General features: G+C 68.1%; 28 protein-coding genes. 15 read left to right on the forward strand and 13 right to left on the reverse strand.

What is annotated here, in order from left to right; translation table 11 throughout:
- Positions 1-34: 34 nt before the first annotated feature.
- Positions 35-1,066, reverse strand: a complete 1,032-nt coding sequence (locus tag J7495_RS07300; RefSeq protein ID WP_294055808.1) for a PstS family phosphate ABC transporter substrate-binding protein — start codon at positions 1,064-1,066, stop codon at positions 35-37.
- 85 nt (positions 1,067-1,151) lie between these two features.
- On the reverse strand, positions 1,152-2,360 hold the full coding sequence (locus J7495_RS07305) for an ATP-binding protein (RefSeq protein WP_294055809.1): 1,209 nt from the start codon (positions 2,358-2,360) through the stop codon (positions 1,152-1,154).
- Between the two features lie 104 nt (positions 2,361-2,464).
- Between J7495_RS07305 and J7495_RS07310 the strand changes: the two genes are divergently transcribed.
- From J7495_RS07310 to J7495_RS07330, 5 genes are all read left to right on the forward strand, one after another.
- On the forward strand, positions 2,465-2,863 hold the full coding sequence (locus J7495_RS07310) for a hypothetical protein (RefSeq protein ID WP_294055810.1): 399 nt from the start codon (positions 2,465-2,467) through the stop codon (positions 2,861-2,863).
- A gap of 31 nt (positions 2,864-2,894) precedes the next feature.
- Complete coding sequence (locus tag J7495_RS07315; protein ID WP_294055811.1) at positions 2,895-3,164, forward strand: HPr-rel-A system PqqD family peptide chaperone; 270 nt, start codon at positions 2,895-2,897, stop codon at positions 3,162-3,164.
- Positions 3,161-4,024 carry an HprK-related kinase A gene (locus tag J7495_RS07320; protein WP_294055812.1) on the forward strand — a complete coding sequence of 288 codons (864 nt, stop codon included), beginning with the start codon at positions 3,161-3,163 and terminating at the stop codon, positions 4,022-4,024. Before J7495_RS07315 ends, J7495_RS07320 begins: the two co-directional genes overlap by 4 nt.
- Entirely contained in the window at positions 4,021-4,995 is a 975-nt protein-coding gene (locus J7495_RS07325) for a nucleotidyltransferase family protein (protein WP_294055813.1), read from the forward strand. Before J7495_RS07320 ends, J7495_RS07325 begins: the two co-directional genes overlap by 4 nt.
- A gap of 107 nt (positions 4,996-5,102) precedes the next feature.
- Positions 5,103-5,555, forward strand: a complete 453-nt coding sequence (locus tag J7495_RS07330; protein ID WP_294055814.1) for a hypothetical protein — start codon at positions 5,103-5,105, stop codon at positions 5,553-5,555.
- On the opposite strand, the gene J7495_RS07335 is transcribed toward J7495_RS07330, so the two are convergent.
- Positions 5,490-6,161, reverse strand: coding sequence for an HAD-IA family hydrolase (locus J7495_RS07335; RefSeq protein ID WP_294055815.1), 672 nt, complete (start codon positions 6,159-6,161; stop codon positions 5,490-5,492). The two genes, J7495_RS07330 and J7495_RS07335, sit on opposite strands and share 66 nt — an antisense overlap.
- A 132-nt stretch (positions 6,162-6,293) precedes the next feature.
- On the opposite strand from J7495_RS07335, the gene glmU reads away from it, so the two are divergent.
- The 4 genes from glmU to J7495_RS07355 all read left to right on the forward strand — a co-directional run bounded on the left by glmU (position 6,294) and on the right by J7495_RS07355 (position 11,094).
- On the forward strand, positions 6,294-7,649 hold the full coding sequence (gene glmU, locus J7495_RS07340; protein ID WP_294055816.1) for a bifunctional UDP-N-acetylglucosamine diphosphorylase/glucosamine-1-phosphate N-acetyltransferase GlmU: 1,356 nt from the start codon (positions 6,294-6,296) through the stop codon (positions 7,647-7,649).
- Positions 7,650-7,672: 23 nt separating this feature from the next.
- Positions 7,673-9,496, forward strand: a complete 1,824-nt coding sequence (gene glmS, locus J7495_RS07345; protein WP_294055817.1) for a glutamine--fructose-6-phosphate transaminase (isomerizing) — start codon at positions 7,673-7,675, stop codon at positions 9,494-9,496.
- A 17-nt stretch (positions 9,497-9,513) separates the two neighbouring features.
- On the forward strand, positions 9,514-9,810 hold the full coding sequence (locus tag J7495_RS07350) for a UBP-type zinc finger domain-containing protein (protein WP_294055818.1): 297 nt from the start codon (positions 9,514-9,516) through the stop codon (positions 9,808-9,810).
- 168 nt (positions 9,811-9,978) lie between these two features.
- Positions 9,979-11,094 (forward strand): hypothetical protein, encoded by a 1,116-nt coding sequence (locus J7495_RS07355; protein WP_294055819.1) that lies wholly within the window; start codon positions 9,979-9,981, stop codon positions 11,092-11,094.
- A 152-nt stretch (positions 11,095-11,246) separates the two neighbouring features.
- On the opposite strand, the gene J7495_RS07360 is transcribed toward J7495_RS07355, so the two are convergent.
- Both J7495_RS07360 and epsC read right to left on the reverse strand, forming a co-directional pair.
- Positions 11,247-11,585, reverse strand: coding sequence for a DUF2794 domain-containing protein (locus tag J7495_RS07360; RefSeq protein WP_294055820.1), 339 nt, complete (start codon positions 11,583-11,585; stop codon positions 11,247-11,249).
- 52 nt (positions 11,586-11,637) lie between these two features.
- A complete protein-coding gene (gene epsC / locus J7495_RS07365) occupies positions 11,638-12,357 on the reverse strand; it encodes a serine O-acetyltransferase EpsC (protein WP_294055821.1) in 720 nt (239 codons plus the stop codon).
- Between the two features lie 763 nt (positions 12,358-13,120).
- Between epsC and ahpC the strand changes: the two genes are divergently transcribed.
- From ahpC to J7495_RS07380, 3 genes are all read left to right on the forward strand, one after another.
- Complete coding sequence (gene ahpC, locus J7495_RS07370; RefSeq protein WP_294055822.1) at positions 13,121-13,684, forward strand: alkyl hydroperoxide reductase subunit C; 564 nt, start codon at positions 13,121-13,123, stop codon at positions 13,682-13,684.
- Between the two features lie 97 nt (positions 13,685-13,781).
- The gene (ahpF, locus tag J7495_RS07375; protein WP_294055823.1) at positions 13,782-15,359 is read left to right on the forward strand and encodes an alkyl hydroperoxide reductase subunit F; all 1,578 of its coding nucleotides are present in this window, start codon (positions 13,782-13,784) and stop codon (positions 15,357-15,359) included.
- 182 nt (positions 15,360-15,541) lie between these two features.
- Complete coding sequence (locus tag J7495_RS07380) at positions 15,542-16,444, forward strand: hydrogen peroxide-inducible genes activator (RefSeq protein ID WP_294055824.1); 903 nt, start codon at positions 15,542-15,544, stop codon at positions 16,442-16,444.
- A 306-nt stretch (positions 16,445-16,750) separates the two neighbouring features.
- On the opposite strand, the gene J7495_RS07385 is transcribed toward J7495_RS07380, so the two are convergent.
- The 4 genes from J7495_RS07385 to pgsA all read right to left on the reverse strand — a co-directional run bounded on the left by J7495_RS07385 (position 16,751) and on the right by pgsA (position 18,696).
- Positions 16,751-17,005: an addiction module antitoxin gene (locus J7495_RS07385; RefSeq protein WP_294055825.1), complete on the reverse strand. Its 255-nt coding sequence runs from the start codon at positions 17,003-17,005 to the stop codon at positions 16,751-16,753.
- Positions 17,006-17,444: 439 nt separating this feature from the next.
- On the reverse strand, positions 17,445-17,888 hold the full coding sequence (locus J7495_RS07390) for a molybdenum cofactor biosynthesis protein MoaE (RefSeq protein WP_294055826.1): 444 nt from the start codon (positions 17,886-17,888) through the stop codon (positions 17,445-17,447).
- On the reverse strand, positions 17,885-18,142 hold the full coding sequence (gene moaD, locus J7495_RS07395; RefSeq protein WP_294055827.1) for a molybdopterin converting factor subunit 1: 258 nt from the start codon (positions 18,140-18,142) through the stop codon (positions 17,885-17,887). Before moaD ends, J7495_RS07390 begins: the two co-directional genes overlap by 4 nt.
- Positions 18,142-18,696, reverse strand: coding sequence for a CDP-diacylglycerol--glycerol-3-phosphate 3-phosphatidyltransferase (gene pgsA, locus J7495_RS07400; protein WP_294055828.1), 555 nt, complete (start codon positions 18,694-18,696; stop codon positions 18,142-18,144). The genes moaD and pgsA overlap by 1 nt, the downstream gene beginning before the upstream one ends.
- A 148-nt stretch (positions 18,697-18,844) precedes the next feature.
- Between pgsA and J7495_RS07405 the strand changes: the two genes are divergently transcribed.
- Positions 18,845-20,131, forward strand: coding sequence for an MFS transporter (locus tag J7495_RS07405; protein ID WP_294055829.1), 1,287 nt, complete (start codon positions 18,845-18,847; stop codon positions 20,129-20,131).
- A 30-nt stretch (positions 20,132-20,161) separates the two neighbouring features.
- Here J7495_RS07405 and J7495_RS07410 read toward each other — a convergent pair whose 3' ends face one another.
- Positions 20,162-22,228 carry a sulfatase-like hydrolase/transferase gene (locus tag J7495_RS07410; RefSeq protein WP_294055830.1) on the reverse strand — a complete coding sequence of 689 codons (2,067 nt, stop codon included), beginning with the start codon at positions 22,226-22,228 and terminating at the stop codon, positions 20,162-20,164.
- Positions 22,229-22,384: 156 nt separating this feature from the next.
- Here J7495_RS07410 and J7495_RS07415 point away from each other — a divergent pair, with 156 nt between their 5' ends.
- Both J7495_RS07415 and map read left to right on the forward strand, forming a co-directional pair.
- Positions 22,385-22,591 (forward strand): ParD-like family protein, encoded by a 207-nt coding sequence (locus J7495_RS07415; RefSeq protein WP_294055831.1) that lies wholly within the window; start codon positions 22,385-22,387, stop codon positions 22,589-22,591.
- A 1-nt stretch (position 22,592) separates the two neighbouring features.
- Positions 22,593-23,351 (forward strand): type I methionyl aminopeptidase, encoded by a 759-nt coding sequence (gene map, locus J7495_RS07420; RefSeq protein WP_294055832.1) that lies wholly within the window; start codon positions 22,593-22,595, stop codon positions 23,349-23,351.
- Between the two features lie 21 nt (positions 23,352-23,372).
- Here the strand turns inward: map and J7495_RS07425 are convergent, their stop codons facing one another.
- The 3 genes from J7495_RS07425 to J7495_RS07435 form a co-directional block, all read right to left on the reverse strand.
- Positions 23,373-23,537, reverse strand: a complete 165-nt coding sequence (locus tag J7495_RS07425; RefSeq protein WP_294055833.1) for a hypothetical protein — start codon at positions 23,535-23,537, stop codon at positions 23,373-23,375.
- Positions 23,538-23,658: 121 nt separating this feature from the next.
- A complete protein-coding gene (locus J7495_RS07430) occupies positions 23,659-24,669 on the reverse strand; it encodes a LacI family DNA-binding transcriptional regulator (protein WP_294055834.1) in 1,011 nt (336 codons plus the stop codon).
- A 146-nt stretch (positions 24,670-24,815) separates the two neighbouring features.
- Positions 24,816-25,457, reverse strand: coding sequence for a TetR/AcrR family transcriptional regulator (locus tag J7495_RS07435; protein WP_294055835.1), 642 nt, complete (start codon positions 25,455-25,457; stop codon positions 24,816-24,818).
- Positions 25,458-25,485: the final 28 nt, after the last annotated feature.

Below are 25,485 nucleotides of genomic sequence, written 5' to 3' on the forward strand. Positions count from 1 at the left end.
CGGCAGGACATTCTCAGCAAGGTCAGCGCGCCGCTCAGTGCAACTGCGCCGGATCGAGCGCAACTTCGTTCTGGATGATGTCCCAGGACTTGTTGCGCACCGTCGCCGGCGCCGCGATCAGACCGTGCTTCACCAACTCGCCCTTGGGGTCCCACAGCTCGGTGTACAGGTTCAGGAAGTCCTTGAGCCCGGGCACCGCCTTGAGGTGGCGCTTCTTGACGTAGAGGTAGAGCGGGCGGGAGCCCGGATATCGGGTGGTGGCGATCGTCTCATAGGTCGGCTCGATGCCGTTGATCTTCACGCCGTGCAGCCGGTCGTGGTTCTCCTCGAGATAGGAATAGCCGAAGATGCCGAGCGCGTTGGGATTCTGCGCCAGCCCCTGGACGATGAGGTTGTCGTTCTCGCCCTTGTCGACATAGGGCCCGTCGTCGCGCAGCCTCAGGCATGCCGCATCGAATCTGGCCGGATCGCCGCCTTCCTTGAGCGCCCTGGCCTCGGGCCAGGCGGCGAGGCAGCCCGGCTGGAGGATCAGCTCGGCGAAGGCGTCGCGCGTGCCGCTGGTCGAGGGCGGCCCGTAGACCGTGATCGGGATCGCCGGCAGCGCCGGGTTCACATCCTTCCAGGTCTTCGCGGTGTTGGGCTTGCCCATCGGATTGGCCGCCAGCGCGAGATAGATGTCCTTCTCGGTCAGCGCCATCTTGGGGCCGTTGTTCGATTCGGCGAGCGCGATGCCGTCGGTGCCGATCTGGATTTCCAGGATCTCGCCGACGCCGTTCTTCCGGCAATTGTCGTATTCGCTGCGCTTCATCGCGCGCGAAGCGTCGACCACGTCGGGGAATTGCGCGCCGACGCCTTCGCAGAAGCGCTTGAAGCCGGCGCCGGTGCCGGTCGACTGGATCACCGGCGCCTTGTGGCCCTTGCCCTGGTTGACGAAGGCCTCGGCCACCGCGGTGGTGAAGGGGAACACGGTCGAAGAGCCGACCACGCGAATCTCGCGCACGCTGCTGCCGTCGCACGAAGCGAGCGCGAATGCGGTAACCGCAACTAGCGTGAGCCGGCCGAGCATCGATGGGTTCCTTCGGGAATCGCCTCGTCGGCCGCCGGCATGGCCGGGGCCGCAAGCTAGCCCATTGCGCGCCAGCGTGACAGGTTCATGACACCCGCTGCAGGGGAAGCAGGATCGTCACCGTCGTGCCCTTGCCCACGCCGCTGGCGATGTCGAGCCGGCCGCGGTGGCGCTCGACGACGTGCTTGACGATCGCGAGCCCCAGGCCGGTGCCGCCCATCGCGCGGCTCCGCCCCGAATCGACGCGGTAGAAGCGTTCGGTGAGCCGCGGGATGTGCGCCGGCGCGATCCCCTCGCCCTCGTCGGCGACGCTCAGCTCGACCATCCCGCTGCCGCCCGGGCGCAGCCGCACCGTCACCGGCGTGCCCGGCCGGCCATATTTGAGCGCATTGCCGATGATGTTGTGGAGCAGCTGCGACAGCTGGATCCGATCGCCGCGCACCGGCGCCACGGCTTCGGTCTCCACCACGATATCCGCCGCGCGCACGCCACCGCCGGTGGCCAGCTCGGTGTGGACCTCCTCCACCAGCTCGGCGAGGTCGACCGCGTCGCTCGGCGCGCGGTATTTCTCGGCCTCGATCCGGCTGAGGCTCATCAGGTCGTCGATCAGCCGCTGCATCCGGCGTGCTTCGTCGAACATGATCTTGAGGAAGCGGTTGCGCGTTGCCGGATCGTCCCCCGCTTCGTCGCCCAGCGTCTCGACATAGCCGAGCAGCGACGCGAGCGGGGTGCGCAGCTCGTGGCTGGCGTTGGCGACGAAATCGACGCGCATCCGCTCGGTCGCATAGCTGCCGGTGCTGTCGCGCAGATGGACGACGCGCTGGCCTTCCCCGATATCGCGGACGCGCAGCTCCCAGCGCTGGTCGCGCGTGCCGAGCCCGACGAGGTGCACCGGCGCGGCCGGAGCGCCCTGCTCCGGGCTCAGCAGCCGTTCGGCCGCCGCGGGGTGGCGGATCGCGACGCGCACGTCCTCGCCCAGGATATGGTCGCCCAGGAGCTCGCGCGCGGCGCGGTTTGCGTGGCGGACGCGATTGGCGGCGATCACCAGCAGCGGCTCGTCGATCGCTTCGATCACGTCGCCCACCGGCGGGCCTGCCTGGACCGGTGCCGGAGCGGTGTTGAGCGTCGCGGGCGGCGCATCGCCCATCCCGCCAGCGACGAGCACCGCCGCCGTGCCGCAGACCAGCCCGACGAGCAGGGTCTGCACGTCCCCGTTCAGCAGGAAGCCCGCCAGCGCGCCCGAGGCGGCGACGGCGAGCGCCAGCAGGGCGCGGGCTCCGAAGGGTGAAGGCATTGCGCCCTTCCCTTAGAAGAAGTTGCGCCAACGGCAAACCGCCGCCCATTCCCGAAACGAGATTTACGATTGCGAAAGGCCGCGGCGCGCAACATGGATGGGCGATGAGCGAGGACAGTCCCGAAGCCGGGCCCGGCCCCAGGGCCACGCGCCGCCGCGCGCTGATGCTCGGCGCGGTCGGCGCCTCGGCGATCGTGTCGATCCGCCCCGCGCTCGCGAGCACCGCGGTGTCGGTCAGCAACTGCAAGATCCCGGTGCCCGACGCCGGCCGCGCGGGCAGCTATATCGCGCCCGACGGCAGCCTGGTGCCCGCGGGCACCAAGGGCGCCTTCCCCGCCGCGGGCGAGTTCAGCGCCGAGGACGTCAAGCGCGCGCTCCAGGGCGGCACGCTGCCCGGCACCGACGCGGAGTCGAGCCGCGCCTACACCAACTACATCCGCCGGCTCCAGGCGGGCCAGAGCGGCTTCACCTGCTTCGCCTCGCTGCAGATGCCGCGCGGCTGAGCGCTTGCCGAACGCCCCGTCTCCGGGCCCGGTGACCCGCTACCGCGCCGCCGATCCCGCCACCTTGCGCATCGTCCCGCTCGACGCGCTCACGCTGATCTACCACCGCGCCTCGGGCATCACCCATGTCGTCGATGCGCCGGTGCCCGAGATCCTCGAGGCGCTGGGCAGCGAGACGCTCGACGCCTTCCAGCTGCTCGCCCGTCTTGCCGAGCGCTTCGACCTCGCCGACGCCGACGAAGCGGCGCTCGCCGCGCGCCTCGACGAGCTCGCCGCCGCCGGCTTGGTCCAGCACCCGTGAGGCACGCGGCCCAGCTCCGCATCGGCCCCGTGGGCTTCCGCATCGGCAGCGACTGGCGTGGCCCGATCGCCCAGCTCGAGACGCTCTACGCCGATTACCCCCAGCCGCACGACGGCATCCCCGACTTCACCGTCCGCCTCTTCGCCGCGCGGCCGTGGCGGCGGTTCCTGCGCCCCTCGGTCGAGATCGGGGGCGACTATCTCCTCGCCGATGCCGCGCCGCTTCCGCTCGCCCAAGGGCTACTCGCTGCCGAGATGGGGATGAACTTGCAGATGGCGCTCGGCCAGCGGCGCTACCTGCTGCTCCATGCCTCGGCGGTCGAGCGCGACGGCAAGGCGCTTCTGATGACCGGCCTCTCGGGCGCGGGCAAATCCACGCTCGCCGCCCTGCTCTCGGCGCGCGGCTGGCGGCTGATGGGCGACGAATTCGCGCTGATCGATCCGGCGACCGGCCTCGCCCACGCCTTCCCGCGCCTCGTCAGCCTCAAGAACGAGAGCGTCGCCGTGGTCGAGGCCGCGATCCCCCGCGCCCACTTCGCCGACGCGATCGAGGGCACCCCCAAGGGCCGCATCCGCCACCTCGTCCCCGACGCCGCCGCGATCGCTGCGATGGACACGCCGGCGGCCCCCGCGCTGATCCTCTTCCCGAGCTTCGGCTTCGCCCCGGCCACGCGCCCGGTACCGCCGAGCGAAGCGTTCGCGCGCCTTACCCAGGCCTCGACCAACTATGTCGCGCTCGCCGAACGCGGCTTCGACGCGCTCACTCGCCTGGTGCGCGACGTGCCCGCCGCGGCGATCGACTATCCTGACACCGACGCCGCAATCGCCCGGGTCGAAGCGCTGTGGGAGGCGGTGGCGTGACCGCCCGCCTCCTCGCCCGCACCCTCGCCGAGCCTGCGACCGCCACCCAGCTCGACGCGCACGGCTGGACCCAGCTCATCGCCGCCGCGCGCGCCGAGCAGATCGTCGGCACGCTCGCGCACCGCCTCGCCGGCCTCCCTGCCCCGCCCGCGGCCCGGCGCCTCCTCGAGGACGCCCGCGCCAGCGCCGACCACGGCCGCACCGCCGCGCTCTGGGAAGCCGAGATGGCGCGCCGCGCGCTCGGGCCCATCCCCTTCGTCCTGCTCAAGGGCACGGCCTTCCTCGCCGCCGGGCTCAAGGCCGGCGTCGGCCGCTCGGTCGGCGACCTCGACATCCTCGTGCCCCGCGACCGCCTCGCCGAAGCCGAGGCCGCCTTGCTCGCCGCCGGCTGGGAATGGGTGAAGCCCGACCCCTATGACGACGCCTATTACCGCCGCTGGATGCACGAGCTCCCGCCGCTCATCCATCGCGAGCGCGACCGGATGATCGACGTCCACCACACGATCCTGCCGCTCACCGCGCGGATCACCCCCGATCCAGTCGCGCTGCTCGCCGAGGCAGTGCCGCTCGGCAATGGCCTCTGGGCGCTCTCGCCAGGCGACATGCTCTGCCACGCCGCTGCTCACCTCTTCGCCGACGGCGACCTTGCGGGCGGCCTGCGCAACCTCTGGGACGTGCACTGCCTGGTCGAGGAATTCGGCATCACCGGCCTCGTCGAGCGCGCGCGGCTCCACGGGCTCGAGCGCGAAGTCGGCCGCGCGCTGCGTCTCAGCGCCTCGCTCTTCGCACCTTCCGCGCCGCCGCGCAGCCTCGCCGACCGGCTCTATGTGCGCCGCCTGCTCGCGCGCGACGGCTGGGGCCGGGCGACGCGGCCCCTCACCCGCCTCGCCTTCTACGTCCGCTCGCACTGGCTGCGCATGCCGCCGCTGATGCTCGCGCGGCACCTCTGGACCAAATGGCGCAAGGCCTGACGCAGCGCACAATTAACCGTTCCTGAATCTCATCCATTTTGGTAAATTCGGGCGAGCATCGGCAAGGGGACGCCAGAATGCGAGTCGGAAGGGCGATTCCGGCGGTCTTGTTGTTGGTTGCGGGCTGCTCGCCCGCGGCCGACTTGCCGCTGGCGAAGGCAGAAGTGGCGAAGTTCCGCAAGCAATGGGCTTCGGGGCGCTGTGGCGAAATCCACGCCGGTGCCGCACCCGACTTCATCCAGAGCACCTCGCGCGAGCAATGGATGCAGCTCTGCCCGCTGCTCGCCGCGAAGCTCGGGCCGTTCCAGTCGTCGAGTGAACCGGGCTGGACCGACAACCTCTTCAACGGCGAGCATTTCGTCATCCTCACCTATCAGTCGCGCTTCGCCAACGGACCGGGGCAGGAGGAGTTCGTCTATCGGCTCGACGGCGGCAGGGCGACGCTCGCAGGCTATCACGTCAACTCGAACCTGCTGCTCGAGCCTGCGCCCGCCTCAGGCGAGCCCGGCGAGGACGGGGACCAGCTCGGCGTAGCGATGGACAACGGCATCAGCGGCTAGGTCCTCGACCGGACCGGCCAGGAAGCCGAAGCTCACCGCCACCGCGGGAATGCCCGCGTTGCGCGCCGCGGCGATGTCGAAGTCTGAATCCCCCACGAACGCCGCACGCCCGCCGCCGCATCGCTCGATCATCGCCTGGATGCCGAGCGGCGAGGGCTTGGCGCTGCCCTTGCCCATCGTGTCCACGCCGATCACCGCGGCGAAGCGGTGCGCGAGACCCAGCTCGTTCACCAGCTTGACGGTCAGATATTCGAGCTTGTTGGTGACGATCCCGAGCTTCACCCCCAGCCCGTCGAGCGCGTCCATCGCGTCGAGCAGCCCCGGATAGGGCCGGGTCTCGCGGGCAATATGCCCCTCATAATAGCTGAGCAGCTGCGGGAAGAGCTGGTCGAGCTGCGCGTCGTCGCATCCGCCCGAGGCTTCGAGCCCGCGCTGGAGCATCCGCCGCGCGCCGCCGCCGATCATCCGCTTGACCTCTTCGACCGCGAGCGTCGGCCGCCCCGCGAGCGACAGCGCATGGTTGGTCGCCGCGGCCAGGTCGCCGCTGGTGTCGAACAAGGTGCCGTCGAGGTCGAACCCGACGACTTGAAAAGGGAAATCGGTCATTTCGGAGCCGCTGCCAGCATCGCTATGGCGTTGGCAAGCCAATCGTGGCAGGGCCACCAACCTAAGTCTGATTCCGGTTCGATCGCGCGCCGGCTATCCCGGCCACGAACCGTTTAAGGGACCCTGCTCCGCGTGGCCACGCAACCCATCGCCGCGATCATCCTTGCCGCCGGCAAGGGCACGCGGATGAAGTCCGATCTCCACAAGGTGCTGCATCCCATCGCCGGCCGGCCGATGCTGCTGCACCTGACCGACAGCCTCGCCGAGGCGGGCGCCAGCGAGCGCGTCGTCGTCGTCGGCTCGCAGCGCGAGCAGGTCGAGGCGGTGGTCCATCCGCTCGGCATCCGCACCGTCGTCCAGGAGCATCAGATGGGCACCGCCCACGCCGCGCGCGAAGCCCAGGGCGCGCTCGCCCGCTTCGATGGCGTGGTGGTGGTCTGCTTCGGCGACACCCCCTTCCTCAGCCCGGCGACGATCGAGCGGCTCGTCGCCCGGCTCGACGAGTACGACCACCCCAAGATCGCGGTGCTCGGCTTCCGCCCGCTGGACCCCGGCGCCTATGGCCGGATCATCGCCGACAGCGACGGCCGTATCCTCGCGATGGTCGAGTACAAGGACGCCAGCCCCACCCAGCGCGCCGAAAAGCTCTGCAACTCGGGCGTCACGGCGGTGCGCGCCGCCGACCTCTGGCCGCTGCTCGCGCGCGTGAAGAACGAGAATGCGGCGGGCGAATATTACCTCCCCGACATCGTGATGCTCGCGCTGGCGGACGGCGACCGCTCGGTGGTGATCGAAGCGCCCGAGGCCGAGGTGCTCGGCGTCAACAGCCGCGCCGACCTGGCGCATGCCGAGCATCACTGGCAGCGCGCCCGCCGCGCCCACGCGATGGCCGACGGCGCGACGCTCATCGCGCCCGAGACGGTGTGGTTCGCCTGGGACACGGTCTTGGGCCGCGATGTCACGATCGAGCCCAACGTCGTCTTCGGCCCGGGCGTGGCGATCGCCGACCGGGTCCAGGTCCGCGCCTTCAGCCATCTCGAAGGCGCGACGATCGAGAGCGGCGCGACCGTCGGCCCCTATGCCCGGCTGCGCCCCGGCGCGCGGATCGGCGTCAATGCGCATGTCGGGAATTTCGTCGAAGTGAAGAATGCGACGCTGGGCGAGGGCGCCAAGGCCAACCACCTCACCTACCTCGGCGACGCCGACGTAGGTGCGAAGGCGAACATCGGCGCGGGCACGATCACCTGCAACTACGACGGCTTCTTCAAATACCGCACCACGATCGGCGCCGGCGCGTTCGTCGGCTCGAACAGCGCGCTGGTCGCGCCGGTGACGATCGGCGACGGCGCGATCGTCGCGGCGGGCTCGGTGATCACGAAGGACGTCGATGCCGACGCACTCGCGCTCGCGCGCGGCACGCAGGCGGCGAAGCCCGGCTGGGCGAAGAGATTTCGGGAGATGATGGCAGCGCGGAAGGCCGCGAAATAGCCAGCCCCCAGGAGTAAGATTGAATGTGCGGAATTGTCGGAATCGTCGGGACCAGCGAAGTCGCGCAGCGGCTGTTCGACGGACTCAAGCGCCTCGAATATCGCGGCTATGATTCGGCGGGCATCGCCACGCTCCACGACGGCGAGATCGATCGCCGCCGCGCCGAGGGCAAGCTCTCCAACCTCCAGGCGCGCCTCGCCGAGAACCCGCTGCCCGGCCGGATCGGCATCGCCCACACCCGCTGGGCCACCCACGGCGCGCCGACCGAGGACAATGCCCATCCGCACATCGCCGGCGACGTCACCATCGTCCACAACGGCATCATCGAGAATTTCAAGCCGCTGCGCGACGAGCTCATCGCCGACGGCCGCGTGTTCAAGAGCCAGACCGACACCGAGGTCGTCGCGCACCTCGTCGACCGCGAGCTCACCCGCGGCCGCACCCCGCGCGAGGCCGTCGCAACCGTGCTGCCGCGCCTCCACGGCGCCTTCGCGATCGCCTTCCTGTTCCGCAACGAGCCCGACCTGCTGATCGCCGCGCGCCTCGGCGCGCCGCTCACCGTCGGCTATGGCGAAGGCGAGAACTATCTCGGCTCGGACGCGCACGCGCTCGCCACGCTCACCCGCCGCATCGCCTATCTCGACGAAGGCGACTGGGCCTGTGTCACCCGCGAGGCCGTCGAGATCTTCGACCGCGAGAACAACCCCGTCGAGCGGCCTATCGTCGATTCGGGCGTCACCCCGATGGCGATCGACAAGGGCAACCATCGCCACTTCATGCTCAAGGAAATCTACGAGCAGCCGGTGGTGGTCGCGCAGACGCTGCGCTCCTACCTCAGCCGCATCGACGAGCGTGTCGCGCTGCCCATCCCCGAGTTCGACCTGTCGGGAGTCAAGCGCGTCACCATCGTCGCCTGCGGGACGAGCTTCTACGCGGGCATGGTCGCCAAATATTGGTTCGAGCAGTTCGCCCGCGTCCCCGTCGACCTCGATGTCGCGAGCGAGTTCCGCTACCGCGCGCCGGTGATGGAGGAAGGCGGGCTCGCGCTCTTCATCAGCCAGTCGGGCGAGACCGCCGACACGCTCGCCGCGCTCCGCCACGCGCGCGCCGAGAACCAGAAGATCGCGGTGGTGGTCAACGTCCCCTCCAGCACGATGGCGCGCGAGGCCGACCTGCTGCTCCCCACCCATGCCGGCCCCGAGATCGGCGTCGCCTCGACCAAGGCGTTCACCTGCCAGCTCGCGGTGCTCGCCGCCTTCGCCGCCAACCTCGCGACCGCCAAGGGCAAGCTCGACCGCGACGAGGAGCGCCGCATCGTCCGTCACCTCGCCGAGGCGCCCGCCTCGCTCAACGCCGCGCTCGCCTATGACGAAGCGATCGAAGCGATGGCGCACGTCATCGCCGGCGCGCGCGACGTGCTCTACCTCGGCCGCGGCACCGATTATCCGCTGGCGCTCGAAGGCGCGCTCAAGCTCAAGGAAATCAGCTATATCCACGCCGAAGGCTATGCCGCGGGCGAGATGAAGCACGGGCCGATCGCCCTCATCGACGAGAATGTCCCCGTGATCGTCATCGCGCCCTCGGGTCCGCTGTTCGACAAGACCGTCAGCAACATGCAGGAGGTCCAGGCGCGCGGCGGCAAGGTGGTGCTGATCTCGGACTATGACGGCATCTTCGCCGCGGGCGACAATTGCCTCGCGACGATCACCATGCCCAAGGTCCACCCGCTGATCGCACCCCTGGTCTACGCGGTGCCGGTGCAGCTCCTCGCCTATCACGTCGCGGTGGCCAAGGGCACCGACGTCGACCAGCCCCGCAACCTCGCAAAATCGGTGACCGTCGAATAGCCCTGGGAGAGCCGCGCATGTGCACGCACCTCGATACGATCCTGGACGTCATCCCCAGCGCCAAGGGCTGCGAGGAGTGCCTCAAGATCGGCAGCCCCTGGGTGCATCTCCGCCTGTGCCGCAGCTGTGGCCATGTCGGCTGCTGCGACCAGTCCCCCCACCGCCACGCCCGCGCGCATTTCCACGCGACGCGCCACCCGATCATCGAAGGCTACGACCCGCCCGAAGGCTGGGGCTGGTGCTGGGTCGACGAGGAAGTCGTCGACCTGCCCGACCAGACGCCCCAGCAGGGGCCGATCCCGCGATTCGTCTGACCTTTGAATCGTCATCCCGGCGAAAGCCGGGACCCAGGGTTACGAAGGACGTCGCCGCGGTCCTGGGTCCCGGCTTTCGCCGGGATGACGGTGAGTGCGTGCATACCGTATTGCTACAATAACACACTCATGCTAAACCCCCTCCACCAACAGGAGGGACCCTGAGCCATGTACAGCGAAAGCGATCTGGCAGGCGCAGTCGAGGCGGGCGCGATCTCGCGCGAAGCCGCCGAGGCACTGCGCAATCACGTCGCGGAGTCGCGCGCCGCGCCCGCCGTCGACGAAGAGCATTTCAAGCTGCTCACCGGCTTCAACGACATCTTCGTCGCAATCGCGACGGTGCTGATGCTCGTCGCCGTCGGACGGATTGGCGCCTATTTCGCCGACCTCCTCTATGGCGGCGACAATGAAGCGCACCAGATCGGCGTCGGCGTGACCGTCGCCGGCTTCGCGGTTGCGGCCACCAGCTGGCTGCTCGGCGAATATTTCACGCGCCGCCGCCGCATGGCGCTGCCCAGCATCCTGCTGCTCCTCGCCTTCGTCGGCGGGATCGCCGCGGGCGTCGCCGGGCTGTTCACGGCCAATTGGGGCTGGCTGACCGAGCAGCTCCACATCCCCGACACCGACCTCGGCCATCGCCAGTACGGCGCCGGCGCCGCCGCGATCGTCGCGATCACCACCGCGGTCGGCGCCTGGGTGCATTGGAAGCGCTTCATGGTGCCGATCACCGTCGCCGCGGCCACCGCCGCAGTGATCGGGCTCGCCGTCGCGCTGGTGCTCGCGCTCGTCCCCGATGCGATCCACTGGATCAACCCGATCCTCCTCGGCGCCGGCGTGCTGGTCTTCGCCTTCGCGATGCGCTGGGACGTGAGCGACCTCGAGCGCCGCACGCGCCGATCGGACGTCGCCTTCTGGCTCCATCTCGCCGCGGCGCCGCTGATCGCGCATCCGATCTTCCAGATGCTCGGCGTGCTGAGCGGCGACATCTCGGGCGCGACGGCGGGGATCGTGATCGCGCTCTACATCGGCTTCGCGCTGGTCGCGCTCGCGGTCGACCGCCGCGCGCTGCTGGTCTCGTCGCTCGTCTACGTCCTGGCCGCGATGTACACGCTGTTCCGGACGACGGGGAACGTCGAGCTCTCGGCTTCGCTCACCGCGCTGGTGATCGGCTCGGCGCTGCTGACGCTCTCGGCCTTCTGGCACCCGATGCGCCGCGCGGTCGTCGGCCTGCTGGGCGGCATCGGCGAAAGCCTGCCGCCGACGCAGCAGCCGGCGTTGGCGTAATCCGATGGGGGTGGCCTCCCGAGGAGGGCCATCCCCATCCGACTTTACAACCGTCATCCCGGCGAAAGCCAGGACCCAGGGCAGCAGGCGACGTCGCTCGTGGCCCTAGGTCCCGGCTTTCGCCGGGATGACGACGACTTAGAGTTGCAGGATCACTCCCCCACCAGCTTCAGCAGCCGCCGCTCCACCGGCGCCAGCACCGGCCCGAGCTCATGCCCGCGCTTGAGCACCAGCCCGCCTTCGCTCAGCAGCGCCCACATCCCCTGGCGGTTCCTCAGCGCCGGCCGCTTCTCGATCCGATATTCGGGCCGCTCGGCCGCGCGCCGGAAACAGGCGAACACCGCCGCCTCGCCGTCGAACTGGATCGCATAGTCGCGCCAATGCCCGGCGGCGACCATTCGGCCATAGAGATCGAGGATCCTTGTGAGCTCGGCGCGGTCGAAGCCGACCTGCGCCCTGCGGGCGAGCGGGAGCGGGGTCACCGTCCCCATTCAGCCGAAGACCCTTCCATGGGGAATCCGCATCGAAGCGCCCAGGCCAGCCTCAAGCCGAATCGCGCTGCTCCGGGCTGAACAGCTTGGGCTCATGCTCGGCCTTCGCCGCCTCGCGCTCGGCGATCATCGCGTCGAGCCGCTTCCTCAGCGTCTCCATCTCGCAGCGCATGATCTCGAGCTTCTGAGTCGCGGGGTCGAACATCTGGCTGCACGGCGTGCCATAGGGCATCCAGTCCTGCTTCCAGGTCTCGGCCTCGACCAGCACCGGACGCGCCGGGATGCCGACCATCACCGCGCCCTCGGGCACGTCCTTGGTCACCACTGCGTTCGCGCCCACGCGCGCGCGCCTGCCGACCGTGATCGGCCCGAGCACCTGCGCGCCCGAACCCAGGATCGCGCCGTCGAGGATCGTCGGGTGGCGCTTGCCCGCCACGCCATTGTCGGGGCTCGTGCCGCCCAGCGTCACGCACTGGTAGATCGTCACGTCGTCGCCGATCTCGGCCGTCTCGCCGATCACGGTGAAGCCATGGTCGATGAAGAAGTTGCGCCCGATCTTCGCGCCCGGATGGATGTCGATCGCAGTCAGCCACCGCGACCAGTGGTTCACCGCGCGGGCAAGGAAGAAGAAGCGGCGGCGGAACAGCGCATGCGCGATGCGATGATAGCCCAGCGCCCACACGCCTGGGTAAAGGAGAATCTCCGCGCGGGATCGCGGCGCGGGGTCGCGCGCCTTGATCGAATCCAGATAGGCGCCGAGACGCTTGAACATGGCCGGTCCCCTTTAACCGCAACTCATTTAAACATCGCGAAGCGCAATTACCAGAACCGCGCCTTTCCCGTTTCGATCCAACGTGCGCGAGAGGCGTTTTTCCGCACCCGGAAACCTGGGCGCGTCATCACGGGATTGGACTTCCCCAATCTTCATCCCGGCCCAATCGTCATCCCGGCGAAAGCCGGGACCCAGGGCCGCGAGCGACGCCCTGCGTAACCCTGGTCCCGGCTTTCGCCGGGATGACGGCCGCGGGGCCGAGGTCCGTCAGGCAATAGATGACACGCCGTCTCGCGAGGAACACGAGCAGCGGACCGGGGAGCCGGCTGGCCTCGTCCAAAGAAGGGAGTGGCGCGGGGCCCAATGGTTGGGGGCCGGGCCCCGCGCCGGGGGAGTAGGTGCTCGCGCCTGAGTGACGCTGTCCGTTCAAAACGGAGGATGCTTGGGGGGCATCCCGGCTTGCGCCGCTTGCGGCATCACCGCCGGCGAAGCACCAATCTCGCCCTAAGCTGGGGGGCTTCGGGCGGAGCACTTGGCTCGACTGCGAAATGACCAAAGCTTTGTTTCGGTGGGATGTCCGCTCCGAATCGGTGTTTTCCGCTCATCGTGCGGTTGCGGCAGATCAACGCTAAAAAGCGTGAAATCGATCACAAGCCCCTTAATGATTGAAAACTCCGATCAGCGCGACCGAGGCTTCCAATTTCACATTGCGACGCAGCGCGCCTATCTGCTGCACCGCAACCAAAAACGGAGTAGCAAGCACATGTCGCTGATCGGAAGCACCATCAAGCCGTTCACCGCCCAGGCGTACAAGTCGGGCAAGTTCGTGAGCGTCACGGACCAGGACGTGAAGGGCAAATGGGCTGTGTTCTTCTTCTATCCGGCGGACTTCACCTTCGTCTGCCCGACCGAGCTCGAGGACCTCGCCGGCATCTACCCCAAGCTCCAGAGCATGGGCGTGGAGGTCTACTCGGTGTCGACCGACACCCACTTCAGCCACAAGGCCTGGCATGACACCTCGCCGGCGATCGGCAAGATCGATTACTTCATGCTGGGTGACCAGAACCATGTGATTTCGAACAATTTCGAGATCCTGCGTGCCGGTCAGGGCCTCGCCGATCGCGGCACTTTCGTCGTCGATCCCGAGGGCGTGATCCAGCTGATCGAAGTGACGTCGGAAGGCGTCGGCCGCAACGCCGCCGAGCTGCTCCGCAAGGTCAAGGCCGCGCAGTACATCGCCGCGCATCCGGGCGAAGTCTGCCCGGCCAAGTGGGAAGAGGGCGAAGAGACGCTCGCCCCTTCGCTCGACCTCGTCGGCAAGATCTAAGCGTCCCCGAGGCGCCCGCTGCCCCCTTGCGGGCGCCCACCAGGCCCGGGGCGAGCAATCGTCCCGGGCCTTTTCGCAAGTGCAACAGGAGTAAGCCATGCTCGATGCCAATCTGACGCAACAGCTCAGGACCTATCTCGCCAATATCCGTGAGCCGATCGAGCTCGTCGCGAGCCTGGACGACGGCGCCAAATCGCGCGAGCTGGCTGGCCTCCTCGACGAGATCGCCGCGCTTTCGGACAAGATCGCAGTGATCCGCGCCGACGACGACATGCGCCGCCCGAGCTTCCTGATTCGCCGCGCCGGCACCGATATCGGCGTGCGCTTCGCCGGCATCCCGCTCGGCCATGAGTTCACCAGCCTGGTGCTCGCGCTCCTCCAGGTCGGCGGCCACCCCTCCAAGGCCGCGCAGGAGGTGATCGAGCAGGTCAGGGCGCTCGACGGCGACTATGAATTCGAGACCTATTTCTCGCTCACCTGCCAGAACTGCCCCGATGTCGTGCAGGCGCTCAACCTGATGGCGGTGCTCAATCCGCGCATCCGGCACACCGCGATCGACGGCGGGCTGTTCCCCGGCGAAGTCGAGGAACGCCAGATCATGGCGGTGCCGAGCATTTATTTGAACGGCGAGCCTTTCGCTTCGGGCCGCATGGAGCTCGAGCAGGTCGTCGCCAAGCTCGACAGCGGCGCCGCGGCGCGCGCGGCCGAGAAGCTCAGGCACAAGGCGCCGTTCGAGGTGCTCGTCGTCGGCGGCGGCCCCGCCGGCGCGGCGGCGGCGATCTATGCCGCGCGCAAGGGCATCCGCACCGGCGTCGTCGCCGAGCGCTTCGGCGGCCAGGTGCTCGACACGATGGCGATCGAGAATTTCGTCTCGGTCCCGCACACCGAGGGCCCGAAGCTCGCCGCCCAGCTCGAGCAGCACGTCAAGGACTATGACGTCGACCTGATGAACCTCCAGCGCGCCGAGAAGCTGGTGCCCGCGAGCCATGAGGGCGGGCTCCACGAGGTCGTGCTGGCCGGCGGCGCGGTGCTGAAGGCGCGCACCGTGATCCTCTCGACCGGCGCGCGCTGGCGCCAGATGAACGTCCCCGGCGAGGCCGAATATCGCAACAAGGGGGTGACCTATTGCCCGCATTGCGACGGGCCGCTGTTCAAGGGCAAGCGCGTCGCGGTAATCGGCGGCGGCAATTCGGGAGTCGAGGCGGCGATCGACCTGGCGGGCGTGGTCGCGCACGTCACGCTGATCGAGTTCGACAAGGACCTGCGCGCCGACGCAGTGCTCCAGCGCAAGCTCGCGAGCCTGCCCAATGTCCGGATCATCACATCGGCGCTCACCACAAAGGTTGTCGGTGATGGCCAGAAGGTAACCGGTCTGGTGTACAAGGACCGCAACCACGATCAGGAGCACGAGGTCCAGCTCGAGGGCGTGTTCGTCCAGATCGGGCTGGTGCCTAACACCGAGTGGATTAAGGACGCGATCGCGCTCACCGATCGCGGCGAGATCGAGATCGATGCGCGCGGCGAGACCTCGCAGCCCGGCATCTTCGCCGCGGGTGACGCGACGACGGTGCCCTACAAGCAGATCGTCATCGCGATGGGCGCGGGCTCGACCGCCGCGCTGGCCGCCTTCGACTATCTGATCCGCCTGCCGCTCGAGGAGCAGATGGCGGCTTGAGGGTGCTCTCTTCCCTTTAAGTCGTCATCCCGGCGAAAGCCGGGACCCAGGGGCCCGAGCGACGTCCTGCTTGGCTCTGGGTCCCGGCTTTCGCCGGGATGACGGCAGTTTGTGAACGCTTCCCCCTAGCCTGATCGCCAAAATCGCTTACATAGGCCCCAGTCAATCGACAGCGGCGATCAATGACGACCACCTATCTCCCGACGCTCAAGCAGCTCCAATATCTGGTCGCGCTCAACGACGCGGGCCATTTCGGCCGCGCCGCGGAGGCCTGCTTCGTCACCCAGTCCACCCTCTCCGCCGGCATCCGGGAGCTCGAGACGCTGATCGGCGTCGTCCTCGTCGAGCGCACGCGCCGCGTCGTCCGCTTCACGCCGCTCGGCGAGCAGATCGTCGCCAAGGCGCGCCGCGTGCTGCGCGAGGCCGATGAGCTCGGCGACCTCGCCCGCGCCGCCGGCCGGCCCCTGTCGGGCGAGATGCGGATGAGCGTGATCCCCACGATCGCGCCGTTCCTCCTCCCCCGCATCCTCCCCCGCCTGCGCCGCGACTATCCCGACCTGCGCCTCTATCTGCGCGAAGAGACCAGCGGACAGGCCTGCGAAAGCCTCCACAACGGCCGTGTCGACTGCGTCCTCCTCGCCCTCCCCTACGCCTGCGGCGACATCGAATCGGTCCGGCTGTTCGACGACCGTCTGTTCGTCGCCTTCCAGCAGGGCGAGATGGAGCCCGCGACCAGCATCGCGCCGGGCGAGATCGACGAGCGCCGCCTGCTCCTCCTCGAGGACGGCCATTGTCTCAAGGACCATGCGCTGTCGGCCTGCAACCGCCCCGAACTCCGCGCCGAGGCGACGATGATGGGCACCTCGCTCCACACGATGGTCCAGATGGTCGACAACGGCTTGGGCGTGACGATGCTCCCCGAGATGGCGGTCGACGCCGGCATCCTCGACAATACCCGCGTCGAGGCTCGCCCACTCGAGTCCCCCCACGCCTCGCGCCACATCGCGCTGGTCTGGCGCAAGGCTTCCCCCCGCGAGCGCGACTTCCGGCTGCTCGCCGACGTGCTGGCGGAGGCGCGGGCTTAGTCAGGCATTTCGCGCGGGGGCCTGGTGGCCTGCTGCATGCTCACCTGCTGGATCGAGAAGATCCGAATGACACCATCCGCAGTTCGCTTCCAATAGATGTAGCGCCGTCCATATCTGTGGAAGTAGCCGGCGACGCCGAACTCAACCGGAATCGGTCGCCAGACAAGCTGGCGATCAGCAATCGCGTGAACCGCTCGACGAGGCCATGGATGTATCGCTCGGCCTGATTCGCGCCCCATCGGTGGCGCGTATAATCATAGATTTCGTCGATCTGCCCCGCAGCGATCGGATCGACTTGGAAGCCGCTCAATCGCCCCACCGTTTTTTGGCACGGGCGATCACATCCTCGGCGGAGATGTAGACATATTCCTCATCCGGCGTCGCAAAGCCGCGCTGCAGCTCCGCCTTCAGCGTATTGAACGCTTCGCGCTCCACCCGCTCCTTGTCGCGCCGGATCAGGTCGCGGACATATTCGCTGACGTTCTCGTACAGCCCCTCCTCGCCGACGTTGCGCTGGATGAACTCGCTCAGCGCGCCGCTCACGCGCACGTTCAGCGTCATTGCTTTGCCCACCGGGACCTCCATAGCTGTCGCCATATGTCTCAATATATCCCGATATTGTGGACGAACAATCGACAGCCCATTCTAGCGCACCAACCACCAAAGCGGATGGAACCGCATCCGTTATGGACGCAGTCGCCGGGGATGCGCTCGGGCCGACCCTATCCTCTGCGATGGCGGCGCTGTTGCCGTCCAACCGAGGAGGTTGAATCATGGTCTTTGGCGACGTTTGCCTTTTGCTGGCGGCGTTGTTCGGCTTCGGAACGCTTCTGTTGAAGCTCGTCGAAGTCACGCGTCAAAAGTAGGGCAACGGGCGGGGGGCGCGCTGCAACGCGTCCCCCAAACGAGCGAAGCCCCGCTGCTGCAACAACGGGGCTTCATCCAAGAAAGGCACTCATGTCCTTTGGCGATCTCGTTATACCGTCGACTCGCTAAAATTTCAACCTTCCCCCCAGCCCGCGGCACGCTCGGCATCCCCCGCCCGCGCCTCGACCCAATGCGCCGCCTCCCCGCGCACTTCCTTCTTCCAGAACGGTGCGTCGGTCTTCAGCCGGTCGATCAGGAAAGCGCACGCCGCCAGCGCCTCCGCCCGATGCACCGCCGCGGTGGCGACGAACACCACCCGGTCGCCCGGCACCATCTCGCCGACCCGGTGTACGATCGTCGCCGCGAGCAGCCCCCAGCGCGCGAACGCCTCCTCGGCCAGGTCGCAGAGCGCCGCCTCGGTCATGCCGGGATAATGTTCCAGCGTCAGCGAGGCCACGCCATCGTCGCCGCGCACGCAGCCGGTGAAGCTTGCGATCCCGCCCGCCTCCTTGACCTCGACGGCCGCCAGCTCGGTGGCGAGGTCGATCGGCGCGGGCTGGACCGAGACGCGGATCATCCGCCCGTCACCGGCGGGAACAAGGCGACTTCGCGCGCGCCCGCGATCGGCGCCTCCATCCCGACGAACTTCTGGTCCACCGCCGCGCGCAGCTTCCCCGGCTCGGCAAAGGCCGCCGCATGCCCAGCGCTCCGCCCCGACAGCCAGGCCACCAGCCCGGCCACGTCGGCCACGTCCTCGGGCGGTTCGACCAGCTCGTGCGGCGTGCCGACCCTCTCGCGCACCCAGGCGAAGTAGAGCAGCTCGAGCGCCATCACGTGTCCATGTGCTTCAGGCCCACGCGCAGATAGTCCCAGCCCGTCACCAGCGTCAGCGCCGCCGCGCCCCACAGCGCCGCGAGTCCCACGTCGAGCATCCAGGGCCAGCCCGGCAGCGCGCGCGCCAGGATCAGTGCGCCCAGCGCCACCAGCTGCAGCGTCGTCTTCCACTTGGCGAGCCGCGAGACGGGCACCGACACCTGGATGCCGCCCAGGAACTCGCGCAGCCCCGAGACGGTGATCTCGCGCAGCAGGATGACCAGCGCCGCGATGAGGTGCCATCCCGCGATCGTCCGCGTCGCGACCAGCAGCAGGATCACCGCCGCGACCATGATCTTGTCGGCGATCGGATCGAGGAACACGCCGAGCTTGGAGACCGTCCCCTGCGCGCGGGCGAGGTAACCGTCGAAATAGTCGGTCACGCCCATCAGGCAGTAGATCGCGAACGCGATCGCATAGCCCAGCCGCCATTCGGGCCACCAGAGGAAGGCCGCGAGCAGCGGCACCGTGAAGATCCGTGACAGCGTCAGGATGTTGGGAAGCGTCAGCATGCGGCTGGCGGTCTACACCCTGGCCCCGCCCTCGTCACCCCGGAGCGGCCAAACTCGTGCCACGGGCGAAACACAATCGCGATTGCCGCCCCGTCCCCCGCTGGCTATGCCCTGCCATCGTTTTGAGTCTCGGAGTCAACAGCTAGGCATGATCGGTTCGCTCGGCTTGCTCACGCAGCGCCGCTTCCTGCCGCTGTTCGTCACCCAGTTCCTGGGCGCGTTCAACGACAATCTGTTCAAGAACGCGATGATCTTCTTCGCGACCTATCAGATCTTCAACAGCGAGGAGGCCGAGACGCGCTTCAGCGCGATCGCCACCGGGCTGTTCATCCTGCCGTTCTTCCTCTTCTCGGCGCTCGCCGGCCAGCTGGCCGACAGCTACGACAAGGCGAGGATCATGCGGATCATCAAGTTCGCCGAGATCCTGATCATGCTCGTCGGCGCGGTCGGCATCTTCACCGCGCACCTCGAGCTGATGCTCGCGGCGCTGGTCGGCATGGGCGTGCACTCGGCCTTCTTCGGCCCGATCAAATATGCGGTGATCCCCCAGCACCTGCGCGAGGAGCATGTCCTCGGCGGCACCGGGCTGGTCGAGGCGGGGACCTATATCGCGATCCTCGGCGGTACGATCGCCGGCGGAACGATCGGCGACGTGCGCATCGCCGCGGTGGCGGTCGTCGCGGTCGCCTGCATCGGCTGGGGCGCCTCGCAGTTCATCCCGCCCGCACCGCCGGTCGCCAAGCTCAAGATCGACTGGAACGTCGTCCGCTCCTCCTATCGGCTGGTCGCGGCGACGATGCACATCCGCCGGCTCTACCTCGCGATCCTAGCGATCAGCGTGTTCTGGACGATCGCGGCGATGCTCGGCGTGCTCTTCCCGCCGCTGGTCAAGAACGTCTTCCACTCGCAGAAGGACGTCGCCAGCGTCTTCCTCGCGATCTTCTCGGTGGGGATCGCGATCGGATCGATCATCATCAACGCGCTGCTCAAGGGCCAGGTCTCGGCGCGCTACTCCACCGCCTCGGTGCTCGCGATGGCGGCGTTCGTCACCGATTTCTACTTCGCCGCGCGGCTCTGGCCGGTCAACGAGGGCCCGCTGATCAAGACCGTCGAGTTCCTCGCCGAGCCCCAGGCCTGGCGCGTGCTGTTCGATCTCGCGATGATCGCGATCACCGGCGGCATGTTCGTCGTCCCGCTCTATGCCTTCCTCACCACCACGGTTGACAAGTCGCAGACCTCGCGCACCGTGGCGGCGAACAACATCGTCAATTCGGGCTTCATGGTGTTCGGCTCGGTCGGCATCTTCGGCGTCACCAAACTGGGGGTCAGCGTCGAGAATGCGATCCTCGTGGTGCTGATCTTCTGCTTCCTCTCCGCCTGGGCGGCCTGGGTGCTCCACAAGGCCTGCGACACCCCGGCGACGGTGGCGCCCTAAATTCCTCCCCCAGCTTGCTGGGGGAGGAATTTACAAATCCCGCCGCTCCAGTCGCTCGAGCAGCTTCGCCAGCCGATCCGCCTCGGTCTGCATCGCGTCGCGCCCCGGCACGTCCGGCCGCACCAGAGGCGGCGTCAGCGCCACCTCGACCAGGTTGCGCGCTTCGTTCGGATCCGCGCGCAGGTCATACATTTCCCATTCCTGCGCCTCGGCGCCCGAGGGATCAAAGTAGCGCGCCAGCTTGAAGTCCCTGGTCCGCACCGCGCGGACATGGCTCGGCTGCTTCACCGGGCCGCCGGTCAGCCTCACCCCCTTGGGCCCATGGCGCAGCCGCACCCGGTCGACCACCGCTTCGTAGACGCGGAACTCCTCATAGCTTTGCTTCTCGTGCGCATTGCGCTCGGGCGGCAGCGGTGAGGTGATGTCGTCGTCGGTGATGAACAGCACGCCCTCGCGCTCCTGCCCGTCGGGCTCGATCACCGGAATCTCGACGCGCGCGCCCGAGGCCGCGTTGCGGATGATCTCGGAAAGATCGACTCCCGGCAGCCTGGGCACCGGCCGCGTCTCGGCAAGCTTGGCGCCGATCTTCACGCGCTCCTCGGGCGTCACGCCTGCCAGCCCCAGCACCGTCGGCAGGATGTCGATGTGGCTGGTCAGCGCGTCGACCTGCGCCGGCTCGGGTGCCACCACCCGCCTCGCCACGGCAGCGGGATCGGCGACGCCGGGGAACTGGACCACCACCGGCACGTGCAGCGCTTCCTGGTACGCCGTGTACCATTTCTCGATCATCATCCCGTGCGCCGCGGCATATTCGCCGTGATCGGCCAGGAACACCACGATCGTATTCTCCGCCTGCCCCGAATCATGCAGCGCATCGAGCACCGTCGCGACATGCCCGTCGAGCACCGCGTGGAGCCAGGCGTAGAGCTGGAGGAACAGCGTGCAATTCTCCTCGGGCCCCGGGTCCTCGGCGAGCTGGAAGGGGATGCACATCCTGAGCGCCGAATCGACCATCGCCTCGAAGCTGTGATCGCCGCTCGGGTCCTTGCCGGCGGCCTGGGCGGCGGCGATCAGCGTGTTGACGAGGTTGAACCCGCCCTTCGCCGCCAGAGCTAGCCCGACCTTGTACGCCGCCTCGTGCTGGCAGCTCGGCTTGGTCGACAGGTCCTCGTTCTGCGTCGGCGAGGGCCGCGCGCAGTCCTGCGGGAAGTCGTTGGGGTTGAGCGGCAGCCGGATCGTCCCCGCGGTCGGCGCAGGTGTGCGCTCGCCCTTCCGCGGCACGGTGAGCGGCCCCATGATCGATTGGGTGCCGCTCTTGCTGTCGCTGTCGGGCAGCGCCTGGGCGATCACGCCGGGATAGGTCGCGATGTCGTGCGGGTTGGTGAACGACACCACGGTGAACCACGGCGGGATGTCGTTCACATCGGGCCCGGTGCTCGTCGGGTCGCTCGCCGACATCTGCGCCGAGACCCGGTTGTAGTTGAGCGCCAGTCCCTGGCGCCGCAGGAACTTGCACGCACTGTCGGTGAACCCGGCGTCGCGATAGACGCCCAGGTTGTTTGCCTGCGCGCCGTGCGGCTCGGGGTAGCTCTCCTCCCAATTGTCGAAGCCGTAGCGCTCGAGCGAATGGTCGGGCGGGTTGGAGACGTGCCACTTGCCGAAATAATGCGTGCTGTACCCCGCGCCGCGCATCCAATGCCCCAGCGTCGGGATGCCCCCGGCCTCGAGCCAGGGGAAGTTGGGCGAATCGCCGTTCTTGAAGAGGCCGTCGGTCTGGGTGACGCCGGTCTTGGTGCCGTATTGCCCGGTGTAGATCACCGCGCGGCTCGGCGTGCAGGCCGAGGCGGCGATCGTGTGGTTGCGCAGCACCACCGAGTTGCGCCGCAACCGCAGCAGCCCCGGGAAGCAATGCGCGAAACGGTTGTGCTCGTGTACTTCGCCCTGGAAGCCGAGGATCTGCTTCAGTTCCTCGTCGAACCCGCCCTCCGCGCCATAGGAAAAGCGCGGAAATCGATATTGGTCGCAAGTGATCAACAGGATATTGGGCCGCTTCGCCGCGGTCCCCGAATCGGTCGTCGTCTCCGAATCGTCCCCCATGACACGCTCTCCTCCGCGTCGTTGCGGAAAGACAACTAGCGTGTCCGTCGATCCGACTTAACCGGATCGAACCGATGCCGACTCGAATTCGCTCGCCATTGCAGTCGATATACGAATCGTATACGGACCATACTTCAGCCACCTGCCGAGGGTCCGATGGGCATTGTGAAGATCGACGATCAACTCCACGAGGAGGTCCGCCGGGCGAGCGCGGTGATGTGCCGCTCGATCAATGCCCAGGCCGAATTCTGGATGAAGATCGGCATGCTCGCCGAAGCCAACCCGACACGCTCGTTCAACGAGATCGTCCGCTTCCAGCTCGAAGGCGCGCAGGTCCGCCTCGCCGAGACGCTGGCCGCCTGACATGGTCAAGACTCCCGACGAACTCGCGCTGATGCGCATCTCGGGCCGGCTGCTCGCCTCGGTGTTCGAGATGCTCGACGGGCTCGACCTCGCCGGCATGTCGACGATGCAGGTCAACGACCTGGTCGAGCGCTTCATCACCGTCGACCTCGCCGCGCGGCCCGCGAGCAAGGGGCAGTACGGCTTCAAATACGTCCTCAACTGCTCGATCAACCATATCGTCTGCCACGGCGTGCCAGACGCGCAGGCGATCATCCGCGACGGCGACATCATCAACCTCGACATCACGCTCGAGAAGAACGGCTTCATCGCGGACTCGAGCAAGACCTATCTTGTCGGCAACACCCCGCCCGCCGCGCGGCGGCTGGTGAAGGTGGCGCAGGAGGCGATGTGGCAGGGCATCCGCCAGGTCCGCCCCGGCGCGCAGCTCGGCGACATCGGCTTCGCGATCGAGCGCCACGCCAAGAAGCACGGCTACACCGTCGTCCGCGAATATTGCGGCCACGGCATCGGCCGCGAGATGCACGAGGATCCGCAGGTGCTCAACTTCGGCAAGCCCGGCACCGGCATGCGGCTGCGCGAAGGCATGGTGTTCACGATCGAGCCGATGGTGAACCAGGGCAGCCGTATGGTCTCGACCGAGGACGACGGCTGGACCGTGGTCACGCGCGACCACAAGCTCTCCGCCCAGTTCGAGCATACGGTCGCGGTGACCGCGAGCGGCGTCGAAGTGCTGACGCTGCGCGGCGACGGGACTTGATCGTCTCCTCGCCGCCTGCCCTCAGAGCAGGAAGGTGTAGAAGCAGACGAAGAAGGCGGTGAAGCTCAGCGCGAACAGCTTGAGGTCGCTGTCGTCGCGGCGCTTGCGCTCCACCGCGCGCGCGCGCGCGATCGTGCGGCGGATCGGGTGGCTGGCAGCCGGCGAAGCGATCGAGAGCGGGTCCATGCGCGCAAGTTAACGCGCCGTTTACGATTTGGGCAAATCCCGAGGGTGGTTAACAATTGTGCAAGGGTGGGACAGCCGTTTCTCCGCCCCCCCTCCCCTGAAGGGGAAGGGCTTTAGACCCTCACCGCTTCGGCGCCGGCCCGGTCGAGCTCCGCACGATCAGCGCATGCCCCAGCGTCACCTGCTCCGGATCGGGCTTGCCGCCCAGCAGCAGGTCGGCGGCGGCATAGGCGAGCTCGCGCACCGGCTGGCGGATCGTCGTCAGCGGCGGCCACACCGCGCTCGCCAGGTCGGTGTCGTCGAAGCCCGCGATCGAGAGCTGCCCCGGCACCGCGATGTTGAACTCGTGCGCCACCGCCAGCGCGCCCGCCGCCATCTCGTCGTTGCCCGCGAAGATCGCCGTCGGCCGCGCCGCGCGCGCCAGCAAAGTCCGTGCCGCCTCCCGCCCCGAAGCGAAGCTATAGTCGCCCGGCACCACCAGGTCCTCGTCGAACTTGATTCCCGCCGCCTCCAGCGCGCCGCGATAGCCCTTCAGCCGCTCGCGCGACGAGATGTGCGTCGAGGGCCCGTGGATGAAGGCGATCGTGCGATGCCCCAGCCCCACCAGATGCTCGGTCACTTCGCGCGCCGCCGCGACGTCGTCCATCGCCGCGAGCATGCCCAGCTCGCGCTTCACCCCCGGCGCGATCCGCACATAGGGTACGCCGCGCCGCTCGAGCGTCTCGATCAGCTCGGTCGATTCGGTCACCGGCGGCGAAATGATCACGCCGTCGAGATGCGCCTCGTCGATCAGCGCCATCACTTGCGGCACGAAGTCCGCCGCCTCGGCGTCGACCGGCTGGTGGAGCAGGCGGAAGCCCAGCTCGTCGCAGCGCTGCTGCGCGCCATGCTGCACGTGATAGACGTAATAGGGGCTCGGATTGTCGTAGAGCAGCGCCACCGAGAAGCTCCGCCGCCCCGCGAGCGTGCGCGCCGCATGGCTCGGCCGGAAGTTCAGCCGCGCGACCGCTTCCTCGACGCGCCGCCGCGTCGCTTCGCTCACATGCTTCTCGTTGTTGAGCACGCGGCTCACGGTCTTGAACGAGACCCCGGCGATCTTCGAGACTTCCTTGATCGTCGGACGGCTGGACATCGGCTCCCCCGGGGACCGGGCTTTGGCCCGTGTGACGATTGCATGGCATATTGGAGAGAGTCGGCGCAGCGCAAGCGGAGATGTAACCGCTGTCAACCGTCCGATGCCGCGTTCCGGGATTTAGCTGGCCGGGATTCACCCGGCAATCACTCCGGCGCGTAGGCCCTGAGGAAGATCTCCGCAGCCAGCGCCGCTTCCTGCTCGCGCTCGGCATCGGTGGGCTTCTGGCCCCAGAGCATGCGCTGGTGTGCGCCCCCGACGCACAGGCTCGCCAGCACGCGTGCGGCGCGCAGCGGATCGTCGCGGCGCAGCGCGCCCGCGTCCATCGCGCCGGCGAAGAAGGCCGCAAGCATCTCCTGCGTCGCGCGCGGCGCGCGGCGATAGAAGATCTCGCCCACCTCGGGGAAGCGGCTTCCCTCGGCGACCACCAGCCGGTGGAGCGCCAGCCCCTCCGGCGAGGTCACCTTGGCGATGAAGCTGCGGCAGAACTGGAGCACCGTCGCGCCCACGTCCTCACCCGGCTTGAGCAGGTCCGCGAGTTGCCGGCGATAGGCCGAGGTCGTTTCGTCGAGTACGGCCCCGAACAATTCCTCCTTCGAGGGGAAATAGCTCCACAGCGTGCCCTTGGACCCGCCGAGCTCGGCCGAGATCGCCGACATCGAAGTCGCCGAATAGCCGTTCTCGAGGAACATGCGCCGCGCGACCGCCAGGATCGCCTCGCGCCGATCCTGCTTGCGCGCCTCGCGCTTGCCCGGCGCCTTTTCCGCCGTTTCGATCTCCGTCTCCATTACCGTACTATAGGGTACGATTTTCGCT

It is taken from the genome of Sphingomonas sp. (genome assembly GCF_017745215.1).
Taxonomy (GTDB): Bacteria; Pseudomonadota; Alphaproteobacteria; order Sphingomonadales; family Sphingomonadaceae; genus Sphingomonas.

Coding starts and splice junctions, on each gene's coding strand:
- pgsA (WP_294055828.1), bottom strand. CDS start 18,696: ATGCTGACGCTTCCCAACATCCTGACGCTGTCACGGATCTTCACGGTG.
- J7495_RS07435 (WP_294055835.1), bottom strand. CDS start 25,457: ATGGAGACGGAGATCGAAACGGCGGAAAAGGCGCCGGGCAAGCGCGAG.
- J7495_RS07415 (WP_294055831.1), top strand. CDS start 22,385: ATGGGCATTGTGAAGATCGACGATCAACTCCACGAGGAGGTCCGCCGG.
- moaD (WP_294055827.1), bottom strand. CDS start 18,142: ATGGCGCTCGAGCTGCTCTACTTCGCCTGGGTGCGCGAGAGGGTCGGC.
- J7495_RS07350 (WP_294055818.1), top strand. CDS start 9,514: ATGTGCACGCACCTCGATACGATCCTGGACGTCATCCCCAGCGCCAAG.
- ahpC (WP_294055822.1), top strand. CDS start 13,121: ATGTCGCTGATCGGAAGCACCATCAAGCCGTTCACCGCCCAGGCGTAC.
- ahpF (WP_294055823.1), top strand. CDS start 13,782: ATGCTCGATGCCAATCTGACGCAACAGCTCAGGACCTATCTCGCCAAT.
- J7495_RS07410 (WP_294055830.1), bottom strand. CDS start 22,228: ATGGGGGACGATTCGGAGACGACGACCGATTCGGGGACCGCGGCGAAG.
- epsC (WP_294055821.1), bottom strand. CDS start 12,357: ATGTTCAAGCGTCTCGGCGCCTATCTGGATTCGATCAAGGCGCGCGAC.
- J7495_RS07405 (WP_294055829.1), top strand. CDS start 18,845: ATGATCGGTTCGCTCGGCTTGCTCACGCAGCGCCGCTTCCTGCCGCTG.
- J7495_RS07310 (WP_294055810.1), top strand. CDS start 2,465: ATGAGCGAGGACAGTCCCGAAGCCGGGCCCGGCCCCAGGGCCACGCGC.
- J7495_RS07355 (WP_294055819.1), top strand. CDS start 9,979: ATGTACAGCGAAAGCGATCTGGCAGGCGCAGTCGAGGCGGGCGCGATC.
- J7495_RS07300 (WP_294055808.1), bottom strand. CDS start 1,066: ATGCTCGGCCGGCTCACGCTAGTTGCGGTTACCGCATTCGCGCTCGCT.
- J7495_RS07430 (WP_294055834.1), bottom strand. CDS start 24,669: ATGTCCAGCCGTCCGACGATCAAGGAAGTCTCGAAGATCGCCGGGGTC.
- map (WP_294055832.1), top strand. CDS start 22,593: ATGGTCAAGACTCCCGACGAACTCGCGCTGATGCGCATCTCGGGCCGG.
- J7495_RS07305 (WP_294055809.1), bottom strand. CDS start 2,360: ATGCCTTCACCCTTCGGAGCCCGCGCCCTGCTGGCGCTCGCCGTCGCC.
- J7495_RS07390 (WP_294055826.1), bottom strand. CDS start 17,888: ATGATCCGCGTCTCGGTCCAGCCCGCGCCGATCGACCTCGCCACCGAG.
- J7495_RS07385 (WP_294055825.1), bottom strand. CDS start 17,005: ATGACGCTGAACGTGCGCGTGAGCGGCGCGCTGAGCGAGTTCATCCAG.
- J7495_RS07360 (WP_294055820.1), bottom strand. CDS start 11,585: ATGGGGACGGTGACCCCGCTCCCGCTCGCCCGCAGGGCGCAGGTCGGC.
- glmS (WP_294055817.1), top strand. CDS start 7,673: ATGTGCGGAATTGTCGGAATCGTCGGGACCAGCGAAGTCGCGCAGCGG.
- J7495_RS07425 (WP_294055833.1), bottom strand. CDS start 23,537: ATGGACCCGCTCTCGATCGCTTCGCCGGCTGCCAGCCACCCGATCCGC.
- J7495_RS07335 (WP_294055815.1), bottom strand. CDS start 6,161: ATGACCGATTTCCCTTTTCAAGTCGTCGGGTTCGACCTCGACGGCACC.
- J7495_RS07380 (WP_294055824.1), top strand. CDS start 15,542: ATGACGACCACCTATCTCCCGACGCTCAAGCAGCTCCAATATCTGGTC.